Source organism: Pseudomonas massiliensis, assembly GCF_000826105.1.
Taxonomy (GTDB): Bacteria; Pseudomonadota; Gammaproteobacteria; order Pseudomonadales; family Pseudomonadaceae; genus Aquipseudomonas; species Aquipseudomonas massiliensis.
Window position 1 is genome coordinate 420,498 of the sequence record NZ_CCYK01000005.1, and the last position, 16,521, is coordinate 437,018.

Below are 16,521 nucleotides of genomic sequence, written 5' to 3' on the forward strand. Positions count from 1 at the left end.
CTAAACTTGCCGCCCGTTCGATGGTCAACGCCACACCAATCTGATATCGAGGAAGCGATATGGCGGCCCCAAAGCTGGAAAAGCTCAAGCAAGGCGAACTGGACATCTGGCAGGTCACTACCGCCCATGCCGAGTTGCTGGTAGCAGAGCAAGGCGCGCAGGTCCTGAGCTACAAGCGCACTGGCGAGCAGCCTTTGATCTGGCTCAATGATCATGCGCAGTTCAAGGAGGGCGCGGCGATCCGTGCCGGAATCCCGGTGTGCTGGCCCTGGTTCGGCAACCTGGCGCGCAACCCTGAGGCCATTCAGCAGATGCGGCAGTCTTCCGAGCCAGCAACGGCACATGGGCTGGTGCGTACGCTGAAATGGAGCCTAGGCGAACCGCAGATCAGCGACGACAAGGTCACGCTCACCTTTACCCTGCCCGAGGCCGATGGTGGCCTGCCTGGCTGGCCGCACGCGGCTCGCCTCGAGCTGGAGATCGAGCTGGCCGATACCCTCACGCTCGCCCTGACGACGCTCAACCTGGGCCGTGAAGACATACACCTGAGCCAGGCGCTGCATACTTATTTTGCGGTGAGCGATGTTCGTCAGGTCGCGGTAGAGGAAGTCGCCGGCCTGGAGTACATCGAAACCCTGGAAGACTGGGCTCGACGCACTCAGCAAGGTCGGCTCGAAGTCACCGGCGAAACCGACCGGATCTACCTGGATACTCCGGCGCGGCTGACCATCGCCGATAGCGAATGGAAGCGCCGCATCCTCATCGACACCCAGGGCTCGGCCAGCGCCGTCATCTGGAACCCTTGGATCGAACGCGCCAGCGCCTTGCCGGACATGGCCAATGACGGCTGGCAGCGTATGTTCTGCATCGAAACCGCCAACGTCATGGCCGACGCCAAGCGCCTCGGCCCCGGCGAAGCCCATACTCTGGCCGTGACCGTGTCCAGCGAACCGCTGGTTTAAGCGTCAGCTCATGAGATCGGGGCTGCGCTAGCTGCCGAATGCTTTCAGAAAGAATCGCCAGCTGCGCAGACACCCACCGGGCGCCCCTCGCTACCCAACAAATGGAGGTCAGTTCAGGTCCTTGTCTTCAACCACGCGTACCTTGCTGGCATCCATGGCATACGCGGCATCCGCCAGGTCATTGCTCACCTTCTCTATCTTGAGGGTGCCGATGGCCCAAAGCGGCGTGTAGATATCGGTCAGCTTTAAACCCTTGGGGTAGCGAATGAGGATGAGCTGGTTTGGTGGAGGTGGCGGAACGTGGATGCAGGCGCCGGGATAGGGCACCAGGAAAAAGACTGTGCTGCGGCCCTTCGCATCGGTTTCCAGAGGCACAGGGTAGCCGCCAATGCGGATGGTCTTGCCATCCATCCCGGACACGGTCTTGGTGGAGTACATCACCGCGGGTAACCCTTTGGGGTTCTTCAGGCCGCCTTTTTGGGTGAAGGCGCCCGCCGATTCGGGAGTGTTGTGGTCGATCTCGGGCATGGCCTCCAGGGCTTTCTGGTCCGACTGGGGCATCAACGCCAGCCAGTCTGTTTCGGGCGGTTCCGCCCAAGCCACAGCGCAAAAAGACATCAAGCAGGCAAGCAATAAGGCGCGCATTCAATGGTCTCCACGAACGAGGGCTGCATTCTAGGCTTTGTACGCAGATCAGCCTACTTTCCGTACAAGCCCTACCCTCGTTCGCGGCAAGGACCTTAGTCGTTCTTCTTGATCATGCCGTAGATGACCAACAGGATGATCGCGCCCACCAGCGCGCCAAGGAAGCCCGCGCCTTCACCGGCCCGATAGATGCCCAGGGCTTGCCCGCCATAGGTAGCGGCCAACGAGCCACCGATGCCCAGCAGGATGGTCATGATCCAGCCCATGCTGTCGTCGCCGGGTTTGAGGAAGCGCGCCAGCAAGCCGACGATGAAGCCAATGATGATGGTTCCGATAATGCCCATGGATATCCCCTTTCCTTAACAAGGCCGGCAGCGTGCGCCGGCGTCTTGCAATGAGAGGGCAAAGCGTGACGGAGGTTCCGAGCGGCTTTAGGACAGGCCTGGAACCCTAGGTCAGCCTTGAACCAGGCCTTGCACCTGGGCGATGGCGTTGCGCAAGCTGGCCTCATCGGCGCAGCGCAGGGTGGCATGCCCTACCTTCCGGCCTGGCTTGAAAGCCTTTCCGTAATGGTGCAAATGGCAGCCTTCCACGGCGATGACATCCTCGATGCTCGGAACCTGGCCAATGAAATTGACCATGGCACTCTCCCCTACCTTGGCGGTAGAACCCAGCGGCAAGCCGGCAATGGCCCGCAGGTGGTTCTCGAACTGGCTGCACTCGGCACCTTCGATGGTCCAGTGACCGGAATTGTGCACTCGTGGAGCAATCTCGTTGGCCTTGAGGCCGCCGTCCACTTCAAAGAATTCGAAGGCAAGCACCCCGACGTAGTCGAGCTTGTCCATCACCCGGCCCAGGTAGTCTTCGGCCAGGGCTTGCAAGGGATGAGCGCTACTGGCCACGGAAAGCTTGAGGATGCCGCTTTCATGAACATTGTGGGCCAGCGGGTAGAAGCGGGTTTCACCACCCCGCGCGCGCACGGCAACCAGCGAAACTTCGCCAGTAAAGGGCACGAAGCCCTCGAGCAGGCAAGGCACGCCGCCCAGTTCGGCAAAGGTACCTGTCACATCTTCGGGTGTTCGCAGCACCTTCTGGCCCTTGCCGTCGTAGCCGAGGGTACGGGTCTTGAGCACCGCGGGCAGGCCGATGGTAGCAACCGCAGCGTCCAGGTCCGCCTGGGACTGGATGTCAGCGAATTCGGGGGTGGGTATGCCCAGCTCTCGGAACAGGCTTTTCTCGAACCAGCGATCACGGGCGACACGCAATGCCTCGGCGCTCGGGTATACCGGCACGAAGTTGGACAGGAACGCGACGGTTTCAGCGGGCACGCTTTCGAATTCGAAAGTGACCAGGTCCACGCCGTCGGCGAGCTGGCGCAGCGCGGACTCGTCAGCGTAGCCGGCGCACAGGTGATCGCCCAGCGCGGCGGCACAAGCGTCTTCGGCCGGGTCAAGGAAGGCGAACTCCATTCCCAGGGGCGTCCCCGCCAGAGCAAGCATGCGGCCGAGCTGGCCACCACCGATCACACCGATTTTCATGACTCAGGCCTCACGCGGGTCCGGGTTGTCCAGCACAGTGCTCGTCTGCTCGGTGCGGAAGCGCACCAGGGCATCATGGAACTGAGGATACTTGCCCCCCAATATGCTCGCCGCCAGCAGGGCGGCATTGATGGCGCCAGCCTTGCCTATGGCCAAGGTCGCCACCGGAACGCCCGCGGGCATCTGCACGATCGAAAGCAGGGAGTCGACACCTGAAAGCATGGAGGACTGCACTGGCACGCCAAGCACGGGGAGGTGGGTCTTGGCGGCGCACATGCCCGGCAAGTGCGCGGCACCGCCCGCGCCCGCGATGATGACCTCCAGGCCGCGCCCTTCGGCTTCATCGGCATATTGGAATAGCAGGTCTGGGGTGCGGTGCGCCGACACCACTTTCACCTCGTAGGGGATACCGAGCTTATCCAGCATGTCGGCGGTGTGGCTGAGGGTGGACCAATCGGACTTGGAGCCCATGATCACGCCAACCAGTGCACTCATCGTCGAGCCTCTTCTTTCGGGCGCCAGCGGCGCGGCAGAAACAACAAGCCACGCGGCAATGCAGCGTGGCTTGACTTGGGTTCGCAGGCCAGATCACCCATTGGCCAAAGGCCGCGCAGTATACCCCAATGCGGCGAAACGCGAAGGCCTAACAGGGCAACCGCTCGGAGAACCACATCCTACAAACATCGGCATCGATTCCTTCAGGCAGGCGTGCTTGTCTGGCCTCAAGCGCGGGCAACAGGCCTGCTTGGATAGACATCAGGCAATGACGCCTGATTCTAAGGATGGACCCCATGCACACTACCTTAGGCAGCCGCGCTACAATCATGCTCGCCCTCCTGCTGCTCAGCCCCCCTGCCCTGGCCGAGCCGCTTCCCATTCGCCTGAATGTGGTGATTCATGACGATGTACCAGAGGCTATGCACGAACGTTTGGAAAGCGACTACTTCGCGCCTTGGGTCAGGGAAATGCAGCGAATCACTGACCGGCGCATAGACATTCGCTTCAACCGTGACACACCTGGTATTTCCGACCTGGATTATCGAATCGATGATCGAAGGCGGCTGGTCTACATCCTGGGCGGTTATAACGAAGACTACTGGGCCAACCGGGGCAGTGCCGAGGTGAATCGGAGAATCGATAAAACCCTCTTGCTCGTGGCTGACAGCTACCTGCCTGATGACCCCAGTCAGCCCGAACGTGTAGGCGAGGCAGAGTTGAAAGGCCCGGCCGGCTGGGCCTCGGTCAAGACCTTCTCCGCCGTCGGGCACGAACTAGGCCATATGTTCGGCGCTACCCATGAAAATGCGGAAGTGCTGTTCAACGGCTGGTTCTGCGAAAGCTATACGTATCCAGCGCGCCTGAGCCTACGCTCGAACTGCTACCGCTATAGTGACAAGAATCGGGAAGCCATCGCGGCCTACCTTTCAGAAGCCCCCTGATCAACCACGGTTGGCAGGCGCCTCCAGCTTGCGCCAAAGCAGCCGCACGCTGGCCTTGCGTACCAGCGAACAACGGTACAGGCGAATTTCCAAGGGGATGTGCCAGTGAGGCGCGCCGCAAACCACCAACTCGCCACGGTTCAGTTCCGCTGTAACACTCAATCGCGGCACCCAGGCGACCCCCAGCCCTTGCAAGGCCATGGTCTTGAGGCTGTCGGCCATGGCTGTCTCGTAGACCGTGGTGTAGCGCAGCCCCCGCTGCCTTAGCAAGGCATTCACGGAACGCCCCAGAAACGCGCCTGTGCCATAGGCCAGCAAAGGCACGCTGGCGCCGCTGTCGAGGTTGAACAAGGCGCTGCCATCGGCGGCCACCGAACACACCGGCAACATTTCCGTCGCGCCCAGGTGCAGGGACGGGAAAATGTCCGGGTCCATCTGCAAGGTGGCCTCTGGATCATAGAACGCCAGCATGATATCGCAGCCGCCCTCACGCAGGGCATGGATAGCCTCGCCCACGTTCGTGGCCACCAGGCGCGTGGCCATGGGCAGGCCCTCGTTGCGCAGCCGGGCGATCCAGCCGGGGAAGAAGCCCAGAGCCAGAGAGTGTGCTGCCGCGACCTGAATCACTTCTCCAGGGCCGCCCTCCAGGTGGTGAAGGTGACGCAAGGCCTCGCTGACCTGCTCCACCACGTTGCGCGCGGTCACCAGGAACAGCTGGCCTGCCTCGGTCAGCTCGATGGGCGTCTTGGCTCGATTGACCAGGGTCAGACCCAGGGCCGCCTCCAGACTGCGGATTCTCCGACTGAAAGCAGGTTGGGTAACGAAACGCCGCTCAGCAGCCTGGGAAAAACTACGGGTAGCCGCCAGGGCACTGAGGTCTTCAAGCCACTTGGTTTCGATATTCAGGGGGCACGTCCTTAACGAAGCGGCACACGTTCGGGAGCGACCATTCGTCACACCCACCTTTATGCCGTTTGTGCATAGGGCAGCAAGCAACAGCATTGGCCGGATTATGCCCTCAAAGCGCAGTATTGGCAGCATTCCGGTGCTTACCGGGCTAACTCAGAGCTGATCGCTATCATGTCCTCCGCTGCATCACCGCGCATCGAAAAAGACCTTCTCGGCACCCTCGAAGTCCCCGCCGATGCCTACTACGGCATCCAGACGCTGCGCGCCGTGAACAATTTCCGCCTCTCCGGCGTGCCATTGTCCCACTACCCCAAACTGGTCGTGGCGCTGGCCATGGTCAAGCAGGCAGCGGCCGATGCGAACCGCGAGCTGGGTCACCTCAGCGCCAGCAAGCACGCGGCTATCAGCGAAGCCTGTGCACGCCTTATCCGCGGCGACTTCCACGACCAGTTCGTGGTGGACATGATCCAGGGCGGCGCTGGCACATCCACGAACATGAACGCCAACGAAGTGATCGCCAACATCGGCCTGGAGGCCATGGGCAAGCAGAAAGGTGAATACCAGTACCTGCACCCCAACAACGATGTGAACATGGCCCAGTCCACCAACGACGCCTACCCCACTGCGATTCGTCTGGGCCTGTTGTTGGGGCACGATGCACTGCTGGCCAGCCTGGACAGCCTGATCCAGGCGTTCGCCAGCAAGGGTCGCGAGTTCGCTCACGTTCTGAAGATGGGCCGTACCCAGCTGCAGGACGCGGTGCCCATGACTCTGGGCCAGGAATTCCAGGCGTTCGCCACGACTCTGGGAGAGGATCTGCAACGCCTGCGCACCCTGGCGCCTGAGCTGCTCACCGAGGTGAACCTGGGCGGTACCGCCATTGGCACCGGCATCAACGCCGACCCCCGCTACCAACATCTGGCCGTGGCGCGCCTGGCTACCATCAGTGGTCAGCCCCTGGTACCTGCCGCCGACCTCATCGAAGCGACCTCGGACATGGGCGCCTTCGTGCTCTTTTCCGGCATGCTCAAGCGCACCGCAGTGAAGCTGTCGAAGATCTGCAACGACCTGCGCCTGCTGTCCAGCGGCCCCCGTACCGGGATCAACGAAATCAACCTGCCAGCCCGTCAGCCAGGCAGCTCGATCATGCCCGGCAAGGTGAACCCGGTGATCCCTGAAGCCGTGAACATGGTGGCCTTCGAGATCATGGGCAACGACCTGGCGCTGACCATCGCGGCAGAAGGCGGCCAGCTGCAGCTGAACGTGATGGAGCCGCTGATCGCCTACAAGATCTTCGACTCCATCCGTACTCTGCAGCGGGCAATGGACATGTTGCGCGAGCATTGCGTGGTCGGCATCACCGCCAACGAGCAACGCTGCCGCGAGCTGGTGGAACACTCCATTGGGCTGGTCACCGCGCTCAATCCCTATATCGGCTATGAAAACGCGACCCGGGTCGCCCGCACGGCCCTGGAAACCGGCCGTGGCGTACTGGAACTGGTACGTGAGGAAGCCTTGCTGGACGAAGCCATGCTGGCGGACATCCTGCGCCCTGAAAACATGATCGCGCCGCGGCTGGTGCCGTTGAAGGCGTGATGACACCCTGATCACCAGGCTGAGGGACTAGACACCTCTCACCCTTTTTTCGAGCCCCATCCTGGGGCTCTTTTTTTGCCTGCGCGTCTACCGTTGGGTCAATTTTGCGGGAATCTCCCGCTTTTTCGCACCAAGGCTGGGCAGACGTGTTTTCCATTCACAGGTATAGTGCGCGGCTTTTCGTCGGCGCGGCCTCGGTGCGCCCGGCCACAACACGAGGAAACGATATGCTTGGAGTCCTGAACGACTTCCTTTCTGGCAAGGTACTGATCGTGCTGATCGTCGGGCTGGGGGGTTATTTCACCCTGCGGTCGCGTTTCGTTCAGTTACGCCATTTCCCACACATGTTCAGCGTATTCGCCGAGAGCTTGCGTAGCAGCTCCAGCCAGCTGAGTTCTTTCCAGGCGTTGATGCTGAGCCTGGCCGGGCGAGTCGGCGCGGGTAACATCGCCGGTGTCGGTGTCGCGGTAACCCTCGGCGGCCCTGGCGCCGTGTTCTGGATGTGGGTAACGGCCCTGGTCGGCATGGCCAGCAGTTTCTTCGAGTGCGCCCTGGCGCAGCTGTACAAGCGTTGCGACGAAGATGGCCAGTATCGCGGCGGCCCTTCCTTCTACATCGAGCATGGCCTGGGCAAGCGCTGGCTGGGCATGGTCATGGCCGCCCTGCTACTGGTGACCTTCGGCTTCGCCTTCAATGGCCTGCAGTCTCATGCGGTCACCACCTCCCTGAACGATGCCTTCGGCTTCGATGTGAAGTATTCCGGGCTGGCCCTGGCAGTGTTGATGGGCATGGTCTTCGTGGGCGGAATCAAGCGGATCGCCAAGGTGGCTGACCTGCTGGTACCGGTCAAGACCCTGGCCTACATCGCCGTGACCCTCTACGTGATCGTGCTGCAGTTCGACCATGTACCCATGATGCTGGCCACGATCGTCAAGAGCGCCCTGGGCATCGACCAGGTATTCGGCGGCCTGGTAGGCAGCGCCATCGTGCTGGGCGTGAAACGTGGCGTATTCGCCAACGAAGCGGGCCTGGGCAGTGCCCCGAACGTGGCCGCCGTGGCCGAGGTTCGTCATCCGGTGGCCCAGGGCGTCGTGCAGGCCTTCAGCGTCTTCCTGGACACCTTCGTCATCTGTACCTGCACCGCCCTGCTCATCCTGCTCTCGGGCGTCTACGGCACCAGCTTCGACGGCAACGGCATTGTGCTGGCGCAGAACTCCCTGGCAGCAGTCGTGGGCCCTTGGGGCAAGGTCTTCATCAGCGTAGCCCTGGCGTTGTTCGTGTTCACTTCCATGCTTTACAACTACTACCTCGGTGAAAACAACCTGCGCTTCCTTGGCGGCGGCAAGAAGCTGATCTTCGGCTATCGAGTGCTGGTACTGGCGCTGGTGGTCTGGGGCGCTATCGAAAACCTGGAAACCGTGTTCGCCTTCGCGGACCTGACCATGACCCTGCTGGCCCTGGTCAATCTGAGCGCGCTCTTCCTATTGTTCAAGGTCGGCCTGCGCCTGTTGCGCGACTATGATGCCCAGCGCGCCGCCGGCACCAAGACGCCAGTATTCGACCCGGCCCAGTACGCCGACCTGGACCTGGATTCGCGGGCCTGGCCACCGCTGCAGCAGGCCGCTACCCTAACCAAGACCGTCGACCGGAGCTGACTCATGTCCCTCGCCTCGCCCGCGCGCCTCATTCGAGTGCTCTATACCGGAGGGACCATCGGTATGCAGGCCACACCCAATGGCCTGGCCCCCGCGGGCGGCTTCGAGCGACGCATGCGGACACGCCTGGCCGAGTCAGGTGCGCAGACGGCGGCCTGGTCGTTCCAGGAAATGCAGCCGCTGATCGACAGCGCCAACATGTCGCCCGGCTACTGGGCGCAATTGCGCGAGGCCGTACGCCGCGCGGTGGACGAGGACGACTGCGACGCGGTGCTGGTACTGCATGGCACCGATACCCTGGCCTATAGCGCGGCGGCGCTCAGTTTCCAGCTGATCGGCCTGCCCGCCCCGGTAGTGTTCACTGGCTCGATGCTGCCGGCCGGTGTGCCGGACAGCGATGCGTGGGAAAACATCGAGGGCGCCCTTGCCGCCCTGGCCCAAGGCTTGACGCCTGGGGTATGGCTGCATTTCCACGGCCAGACCATGTTGCCGACGCGCTGCGCCAAGGTGCGCAGCAGTGGCCGGGATGCATTCGCGCCGCTGCAACGGGATTGCCAGACAGCGAATAGCGCAGTGTTGCCGGCCGCCCTGCATTACCGGCAACCCAAGGCCATCGCCCAGGTGGCTGCCCTGCCGCTGGTACCCGGGTTCGATCCTGCCTGGTTGCAGGCCTTGCTGGCCACGGGCCTGCAAGGCCTGGTGCTAGAATGCTACGGCAGCGGTACGGGCCCTGCAGATGACCCTGCTTTCCTCTCGGCCCTGCGGCAGGCCCGGGACCAAGGGGTCGTCATGGTCGCCGTGACCCAGTGCCAGCAAGGCGGTGTGGTGTTCGATGTCTATGAAGCCGGTAGCCGCCTGGGTGAAGCCGGTGTGGTGGCCGGGGGCGGCATGACCCGCGAGGCCGCATTCGGCAAGTTGCACGGATTGCTGGGTATCGGCCTGGATGCCCGGGAAGTGGCTCGTCTGTTGACCCTGGACCTGTGCGGCGAGCTGACGGGTATCGGTAGCTGACGCTGGCGTGGCGGCGCGAAGCTTGCAAACCTTGCGCAACTTCGGAGCCGATCGCCATGCTGCACAGCCACCTCACCACACTCAATGCCGTTTCATTGATCCTCGATGCGTTCCGCGAAGACGACGTCGGCAGTGCAGCGTTGCTGGCGGGCAGCGGCATCGGTGAAAGCGATCTGGCACGGCCGGACGTGCATATCACCACCGCCCAGGAGATGCAGGTTTGTGCCAATGCCTATGCGTTGCGCGACGATATAGGCCTGGAACTGGGCGCGAGGATGCATGTGTCCTCGTACGGCATGCTCGGTTACGCCTTGCTGCTCAGTGCCACTTTCGGTGACGCCCTACGTCTGGCACTGCGCTACCCAGCGTTACTCGGCACGCTCTTTCAACTGCGCCTGGAGGACGACGGCGATCAAGTATGGTTCTGCGCTTCGCATTATACCGATCGCCCGGCCTTGGCCGTCTTCAACGCCGAGTTATGCATGAGTTCACTGCGGGTCATCTGCAATGATGTGCTTGGGCAACGGTTGCCCTTGACCGCCGCCCGCTTCAGCCACCCTACCCCTGCCTATGCAGCCAGCTATGAAACCGTCTTCCAATGCCCGGTGCGCTTTGGTTGCGCGGACAACGGCTTCGCCTTCGAGCGGCGCTGGTTGGCCGCTCCCCTTCCGTTGGCCGATGTGGTTACGCATGCCGCCATGGCCGAGCGCTGTCGACGGCAGAATGCCGAATACACGGGTAACCAGGCCTGGCTTGGCCGTGTACGCCAAGCCTTGGCCGATCAACTTCACGCCCCCCCTGGCCTGGATGGCCTGGCGCGGCAGATGAAGTGCTCGGGACGGACGTTGCGCCGCCGCCTGCAGGCGGTCGGTAGCAGCTATCAGCAGTTGTTGGACGAGCTGCGCTTCGATCACGCCAAACATCTACTGGCGGAAGCACAGTTGCCGGTCTATCGCATCGCCGAATTGTTGGGCTTCAGCGAAACAGCCAGCTTTCGCCATGCCTTCATCCGCTGGAGCGGCGTACCGCCGAGGGAGTTTCGCGCCTGAACAGTGCGTCGCGCCCAAAATGGGGGCGAAATACGGACACAGCTCGTGGCCACATTCATCCCCTTTTGGCCGTTCCTGCCGTTTCCTGCCGCCTCGCCTGGTCCAAGAATGAAGTCATGTCAATGGGCTGGAGAGAACAACAACATGCGCACCTATTACTCCGACGACCACCGCCTGCACCACGGGCGCTGCGAACTGATCGATGGACAGCTGATGCCTTGCTTCGAAATGCCTTCGCGGGCCGATCATGTGTTGGCTCGCGTTCAGGCACGGCAGTTGGGCGAAGTCTTGCCTCCGCAAGATTTCGGACTTGCCCCGCTGCAACGGGTGCATACTGACGACTACCTGACCTTTTTCCGCGGCGCCTGGGAGCGCTGGGCCGCCACCAATACGGACGGCGACCTGTTGCCCTACACCTGGCCAGCTCGCACCTTGCGCCAGGTCAAGCCCACTAGCCTGCATGGAGAATTGGGTTATTACAGCTTCGACGGCGGCGCGCCCATCACTGCCGGCACCTGGCAAGCGGCCTACACCGCAGCGCAGATAGCGCTCAGCGGAGTAGCTGATATCCAGAGCGGGGCCTACAGCGCCTTTTCACTGTGCCGACCACCCGGGCACCACGCCGCGGGTGACCTGATGGGCGGCTACTGCTACCTCAATAATGCGGCCATCGCGGCCCAGGCGTTCCTGGATCAAGGACGGCAGAAGGTTGCCATTCTCGACGTGGACTACCACCACGGCAACGGCACGCAGTCCATCTTCTACGATCGCAACGACGTGCTTTTCGCTTCCATCCATGGTGATCCGACCGCTGAATTTCCATTCTTCCTGGGTTACGCCGATGAAACCGGTGAAGGCGCGGGCCAAGGCCTGAACTTCAACTACCCCTTGCCGGCTGGCAGCGATTGGCCAACCTGGGCGGCGGCGCTGGAACAGGCCTGTGATGAAATCGACCGGTATGCCCCGGACGTGATCGTAGTCTCGCTAGGCGTGGATACCTTCAAGGAAGACCCGATTTCCCAGTTCAAGCTGGACAGCCCTGACTACCTGTTGATGGGCGAACGCATCGCCAGGCTCGGCAAGCCTACCCTGTTCGTGATGGAGGGGGGGTACGCTGTGGAAGAAATCGGCATCAACGCCGTGAACGTGCTTGAAGGATTCAAGCGCGCTACCCAGGAGACCGCATGATGGGAAAATTCACACAGTGGTTGCTGCCTGCCGCCTGCGCGCTGGGGTTGGCAAGCCTGGCCCATGCCGACGAGCCGCGCACGTTGAAAGTGTACAACTGGTTCGACTACATCACGCCCCAGACCCTGACGGACTTTCAGAAAGACAGTAACGTCAAGCTCATCTACGACATCTTCGATACCAACGAGGCCCTGGAAGCCAAGTTGTTGGCAGGAAAATCCGGTTACGACCTGGTGGTCCCTTCCAACGTGTTTCTGGCCAAACAGATCGAAGCGGGGGTTTTTCAACCGCTGGATCGCAGCAAGCTGAGCAACTGGCAGCATCTGGACCCCAAGCTGATGAAGCTGCTGGAGGCCAACGACCCCGGTAACAAATACGCGGTGCCCTACATGTACGGCACCATCCTGATCGGCTTCAACCCGGCCAAGGTCAAGGCCGCGCTGGGCGACAATGCCCCAGTGGACAGCTGGGACCTGGTTTTCAATGAAGCCAATATCAAGAAGCTTCACAGCTGCGGTGTCGCCTTCCTCGATTCCCCTTCGGAGATCATGCCCCTGGCATTGCAGCATCTTGGGCTGAACCCCAACAGCAGCAAGAAAGAGGACTACCAGAAGGCCGAAGCCTTGATGGTGAAGATCAAGCCCTACATCACCTACTTCCATTCCTCCAAGTACATGGCCGACATTGCCAACGGCGACATATGCGTCGCTGTAGGCTATTCCGGGAGCTTCTCCCAGGCGGCCAACCGGGCCAAGGAAGCGAAGAACGGCGTTACCGTGGACATGCGCCTGCCCAAGGAAGGCTCCCCTATCTGGTTCGACATGCTGGCGATCCCGAAAGATGCCGCCAACCCCGAAGATGCCCATGCCTTCATCAACTACCTGCTACGCCCGGAAGTGATCGCACCGATCAGCGATTTCGTTGGCTACCCAAACCCCAACAAGGACGCCACTGAAAAAGTCGATCCGGCGATTCGGCAGAACCCCAATCTCTACCCCACCGAAGCGGCCATGGAAACGCTCTACACTTTGAAACCCATGGACCAGGCCGGCGAACGCTTGCGCACGCGTACCTGGACCCGGATCAAATCCGGCAGCTAGCCACCCATCACCCTTGCCAGGCTGTCCGCAGCCTGGCAAGAGCATCGGCGATCGCTGCTTCATCGACCCCCGCGAACCCGAGTACCAGGCCGGCCCGCTTATCCACAGGCTGCGTACTATCAGGCAACCAATAGCTGGACAGCGGCTGGATATCCACACCCACAGCTCTCGCCTGGCGTACCAGCGTTTCTTCCCGCTCGTTGTTCACGACATCGACCTTCACATGCAAGCCGGCGCTTACGGTCGGCATGGCGGAACAACCGCTCAAAGCCGCGGGCCAGCCCGCCAGCAAGGCATCCCGGCGCCGCAGAGCTGCCTTGCGCATGCGCCTGATATGACGCTGGAAATGGCCACGCAACATGAACTGGGCCATTACCCACTGACTGGCGACTTCAGAATGACGTATATCGATGGCGCGTCTTCGGGCAAAAGCAGCCGCCAGGGAAGGCGGTAGCACTAGATACCCCAGCCGCAGCGCTGGAAAGGCAACCTTACCGAAGGTGCCAATGTAGATCACTCGCCCTGCGGGATTGAGGGCGGCCAGCGGTGCCAAGGGTGCTCCGCTGTAGCGATACTCTCCATCATAATCGTCCTCGAGTATCCAGCCTCCGGTTCGATCCGCCCAATCGAGCAACGCCAGGCGACGCGTGAGGCTGAGGGTCACGCCCGTCGGGTATTGATGAGCGGGTGTGACGTAGACAAGCCGACATGCTGGAATTTTTTCGAGCGTTTCACAACACAGACCTTCTCCGTCGACCGGGACGCCGGCCAGACGTGCGCCGGCGCTGGCCAAGGCATAGCCTGCCGCGCGATAACCTGGATTTTCCACTGCGGCCAGGTCGCCAGGCTCAAGCAGCAACTGTGCACAAAGGCTAATGCCTTGCTGGGCACCACAGGTGATCACTATCTGATCAGCATCGCAGCTCAGGCCCCGCGATGTGCGCAAGTAGGCTGCGACCATTTCTCGCAGCAAAGGCTGCCCGGCCGCGTCTTGGTAAACCAGGGCAGCAGGATCAGGGTTGCGCCAGAAAGCGCTGTAGAGCTTGCCCCAAGTATCGAACGGAAAGCGATCCAGGGCGGGAATACCGACCTGGAAGGCTCGAGGTGGGCCCGCCTCAGGGGCGCTCATTGCAGGCAAGGCTTGCTGTTTCCAAACCTTTGTCACCGACTCGCTACTGGATACCTTTACAGGGAAATCTGTGGGTAAACCTGTTGATAACCTACCCTGAAAACCTGTGGGTAAAATTGTGGATGACTTGCTGGCACGTGACTGGATTGGCACGGCAGACAGACTGACATAGGTACCGTCTCCAACACGGCTATAAGCGAAGCCTTCGGCAATGAGCTGGTCATAAGCACGAATCACCGTATTTCGCGATATGCCCAAGGCGCCTGCCATGTCTCGACTCGCGGGCAACCGCGCGCCCTCCGGCAAGCGACCATCGAGCATACGCTGGCGTAGCCCCTGGTACAGTTGGCGGACCAAACCCTTGCCGGGCTCCAGCACGAAGCCACAGCTATCGAAAGGTACGGCAGGCTTCATGAATGGACCCCAGCAGTTCGGCGAAATTGGATCTTACAGTGAGCCAATCAGTAGGCCTAGCATAGCCACAGTCACTTCCAGGACACGCCTATGTATACGCCCACTGCTTTTAGAGAAACCGATACCGAGCGCCTGATAGCCTTTATCCATGAGCACAGCCTGGGCGTACTCATCACTCATTCCGCGGACGGCCTGAAAGCCACGCCTGTGCCGCTGCTCGTGGTAGAACGCACAGGCGGGCTTGAGCTGCAAGGCCACTTGGCGAGGGCGAACCCGCAGCGGCGCGACCTGGCCAGCGGCACGCCTGCCTTGGTGGTATTCAATGGCCCGAATGCTTATGTCAGCCCGAATTACTATCCAAGCAAGGCACGGAACCCGGCGGTGGTACCAACCTGGAACTACCTCTGCGTACAGGCCCGCGGTACGCCTCGGATGATCGATGATCCAGAGTCTCTGCATGATTTGGTCAGCCAACTCACTCACCAGCATGAGGCTGACCAGCCGCACCCCTGGGCCGTTGAGGATGCTCCAGCCGACTATATAGAACGCATGCTCAAGGCCATTGTTGGCTTTTCCATCGCAATAGAGCAGCTGGAAGGCAAGCTAAAGCTCAGCCAGAACCGCAGCCTTGAAGATCGGCAAGGCGTACAGCGCGCCTTGGACGGCAGCCCGATCTCTACCGCCCGGGCCTTGGCCGAAGCCATGGCTGGGTCCCGTTGAAATTGCCAGGAGATCCGACCGTGCAAACCCTGGAAATCAAGTCAGTGACCGTAGCAGACCATCATCGATGGTCCCTCTTGTGGCAGGCCTATCAACGGTTCTATGGGGTTACGATTGCTGAAGCGGTCAGCACCATAACCTGGCAGCGCCTGCTCGACCCTGGTGAGCCGATGAATGCGGCGCTGGCCTGGCGCGGCGACACCGCAGTGGGGCTGGTGCATTGGATCTTTCACAGATCCTGCTGGACCATAGAGAACTCTTGCTACCTTCAGGATCTAATCGTGGATGACAAGTACCGAGGCGGTGGCGTTGGCCGTCAGCTGATCGAGCATGTCTATGCCCAAGCCAGGGGCGCCGGTTGTTCCAAGGTTCACTGGCTGACCCATGAAACCAATGCCACCGCCATTGCCTTGTATGAGCAATTGGCCGAGCGGCCGGGCTTCATCCAATACCGAAAACCCCTCTAGGAGCCGTCATGGTTACCCCCGCAATGATCTGGAAACCGGTCAAGGCCCCTGTGGCCCAGACCATCGAAGGGGAATACATCCGCCTCGAAAAGCTGGTGCCAGCGCGCCATAGCGAAGACCTCTGGGAAGTGCTGCAGGGTCCCGCCGCAGACCCTGTGTTCTGGGATTTCCTGCCCTATGGGCCGTTCAACGAGCGCGAGGCCTTCGATATCTGGCTCGACGGTTATGCCATCAGCAATGATCCCCTAGGGTTTTGCGTGGTGGACAAGCACACCGGCAAGGCAGAGGGGTTGCTCAGCCTGATGTCCATCATGCCAGCCCATGGCCGTGTCGAGATCGGCCATGTAGCCTTTGGCGCGCCCATGCAACGTACACCGAAGGGCACCGAGGCCGTCTATCTCTTGGCCCGGCAGGTCTTCGCCGCCGGCTATCGCCGCGTGGAATGGAAATGCGATAACCGCAACGAACGTTCGCGCCGCGCCGCGGCCCGTTTCGGTTTCAGACCCGAAGGCGTCTTCCGCCAGCACATGGTGGTCAAGAACCACAACCGCGATACCGCCTGGTTCGCCATGCTGGATTCGGAATGGCCAGCAATCAAGGATGCCTTCGAGGGCTGGCTGGCCCCGGGCAATTTCCGGGACGGCAAACAGGTCAAGACGCTGGAGCAATTGCGCGGTCATGGCTGAGCTGGTGCTTCGA

General features: G+C 61.4%; 17 protein-coding genes. 11 read left to right on the top strand and 6 right to left on the bottom strand.

All coding sequences use genetic code 11. From position 1 onward, the window contains the following. Window positions 1–59: 59 nt before the first annotated feature. On the top strand, window positions 60–962 hold the full coding sequence (locus BN1188_RS05380; RefSeq protein WP_040260352.1) for a D-hexose-6-phosphate mutarotase: 903 nt from the start codon (window positions 60–62) through the stop codon (window positions 960–962). A gap of 108 nt (window positions 963–1,070) precedes the next feature. On the opposite strand, the gene BN1188_RS05385 is transcribed toward BN1188_RS05380, so the two are convergent. The 4 genes from BN1188_RS05385 to purE form a co-directional block, all read right to left on the bottom strand. Then, complete coding sequence (locus BN1188_RS05385; protein ID WP_040260353.1) at window positions 1,071–1,607, bottom strand: DUF3299 domain-containing protein; 537 nt, start codon at window positions 1,605–1,607, stop codon at window positions 1,071–1,073. A 95-nt stretch (window positions 1,608–1,702) separates the two neighbouring features. Beyond that, window positions 1,703–1,951 (bottom strand): GlsB/YeaQ/YmgE family stress response membrane protein, encoded by a 249-nt coding sequence (locus BN1188_RS05390; protein WP_040260354.1) that lies wholly within the window; start codon window positions 1,949–1,951, stop codon window positions 1,703–1,705. A 111-nt stretch (window positions 1,952–2,062) separates the two neighbouring features. Next, window positions 2,063–3,145: a 5-(carboxyamino)imidazole ribonucleotide synthase gene (locus BN1188_RS05395; RefSeq protein WP_040260355.1), complete on the bottom strand. Its 1,083-nt coding sequence runs from the start codon at window positions 3,143–3,145 to the stop codon at window positions 2,063–2,065. A gap of 3 nt (window positions 3,146–3,148) precedes the next feature. Next, window positions 3,149–3,640, bottom strand: coding sequence for a 5-(carboxyamino)imidazole ribonucleotide mutase (purE, locus tag BN1188_RS05400; protein ID WP_040260356.1), 492 nt, complete (start codon window positions 3,638–3,640; stop codon window positions 3,149–3,151). Window positions 3,641–3,936: 296 nt separating this feature from the next. Here purE and BN1188_RS05405 point away from each other — a divergent pair, with 296 nt between their 5' ends. Continuing rightward, a complete protein-coding gene (locus BN1188_RS05405; protein WP_040260357.1) occupies window positions 3,937–4,584 on the top strand; it encodes a zinc metalloprotease in 648 nt (215 codons plus the stop codon). Here the strand turns inward: BN1188_RS05405 and BN1188_RS05410 are convergent, their stop codons facing one another. Beyond that, window positions 4,585–5,490, bottom strand: coding sequence for a LysR substrate-binding domain-containing protein (locus tag BN1188_RS05410; RefSeq protein ID WP_040260564.1), 906 nt, complete (start codon window positions 5,488–5,490; stop codon window positions 4,585–4,587). A gap of 174 nt (window positions 5,491–5,664) precedes the next feature. Between BN1188_RS05410 and BN1188_RS05415 the strand changes: the two genes are divergently transcribed. The 6 genes from BN1188_RS05415 to BN1188_RS05440 all read left to right on the top strand — a co-directional run bounded on the left by BN1188_RS05415 (window position 5,665) and on the right by BN1188_RS05440 (window position 13,092). Then, a complete protein-coding gene (locus tag BN1188_RS05415) occupies window positions 5,665–7,089 on the top strand; it encodes an aspartate ammonia-lyase (protein WP_040260358.1) in 1,425 nt (474 codons plus the stop codon). A 227-nt stretch (window positions 7,090–7,316) separates the two neighbouring features. Further along, entirely contained in the window at window positions 7,317–8,744 is a 1,428-nt protein-coding gene (locus BN1188_RS05420; protein WP_040260360.1) for an alanine/glycine:cation symporter family protein, read from the top strand. Window positions 8,745–8,747: 3 nt separating this feature from the next. Then, window positions 8,748–9,755, top strand: a complete 1,008-nt coding sequence (locus BN1188_RS05425) for an asparaginase (protein WP_040260361.1) — start codon at window positions 8,748–8,750, stop codon at window positions 9,753–9,755. Window positions 9,756–9,811: 56 nt separating this feature from the next. Then, complete coding sequence (locus BN1188_RS05430; RefSeq protein ID WP_040260362.1) at window positions 9,812–10,804, top strand: AraC family transcriptional regulator; 993 nt, start codon at window positions 9,812–9,814, stop codon at window positions 10,802–10,804. Window positions 10,805–10,948: 144 nt separating this feature from the next. Next, window positions 10,949–11,992, top strand: coding sequence for a histone deacetylase family protein (locus tag BN1188_RS05435; protein ID WP_040260364.1), 1,044 nt, complete (start codon window positions 10,949–10,951; stop codon window positions 11,990–11,992). Next, window positions 11,989–13,092, top strand: coding sequence for a polyamine ABC transporter substrate-binding protein (locus BN1188_RS05440; RefSeq protein ID WP_222860578.1), 1,104 nt, complete (start codon window positions 11,989–11,991; stop codon window positions 13,090–13,092). Before BN1188_RS05435 ends, BN1188_RS05440 begins: the two co-directional genes overlap by 4 nt. 7 nt (window positions 13,093–13,099) lie before the next feature. On the opposite strand, the gene pdxR is transcribed toward BN1188_RS05440, so the two are convergent. Continuing rightward, the gene (gene pdxR / locus BN1188_RS05445) at window positions 13,100–14,635 is read right to left on the bottom strand and encodes a MocR-like pyridoxine biosynthesis transcription factor PdxR (RefSeq protein WP_040260366.1); all 1,536 of its coding nucleotides are present in this window, start codon (window positions 14,633–14,635) and stop codon (window positions 13,100–13,102) included. A 90-nt stretch (window positions 14,636–14,725) separates the two neighbouring features. On the opposite strand from pdxR, the gene BN1188_RS05450 reads away from it, so the two are divergent. From BN1188_RS05450 to BN1188_RS05460, 3 genes are read left to right on the top strand one after another with little or no spacing between them, the layout of a single operon-like run. Next, the gene (locus BN1188_RS05450; RefSeq protein WP_040260367.1) at window positions 14,726–15,355 is read left to right on the top strand and encodes an FMN-binding negative transcriptional regulator; all 630 of its coding nucleotides are present in this window, start codon (window positions 14,726–14,728) and stop codon (window positions 15,353–15,355) included. Between the two features lie 20 nt (window positions 15,356–15,375). Beyond that, window positions 15,376–15,822: a GNAT family N-acetyltransferase gene (locus BN1188_RS05455; RefSeq protein WP_040260368.1), complete on the top strand. Its 447-nt coding sequence runs from the start codon at window positions 15,376–15,378 to the stop codon at window positions 15,820–15,822. Between the two features lie 8 nt (window positions 15,823–15,830). Then, entirely contained in the window at window positions 15,831–16,508 is a 678-nt protein-coding gene (locus BN1188_RS05460; RefSeq protein ID WP_040260370.1) for a GNAT family N-acetyltransferase, read from the top strand. Window positions 16,509–16,521 lie beyond the last annotated feature (13 nt).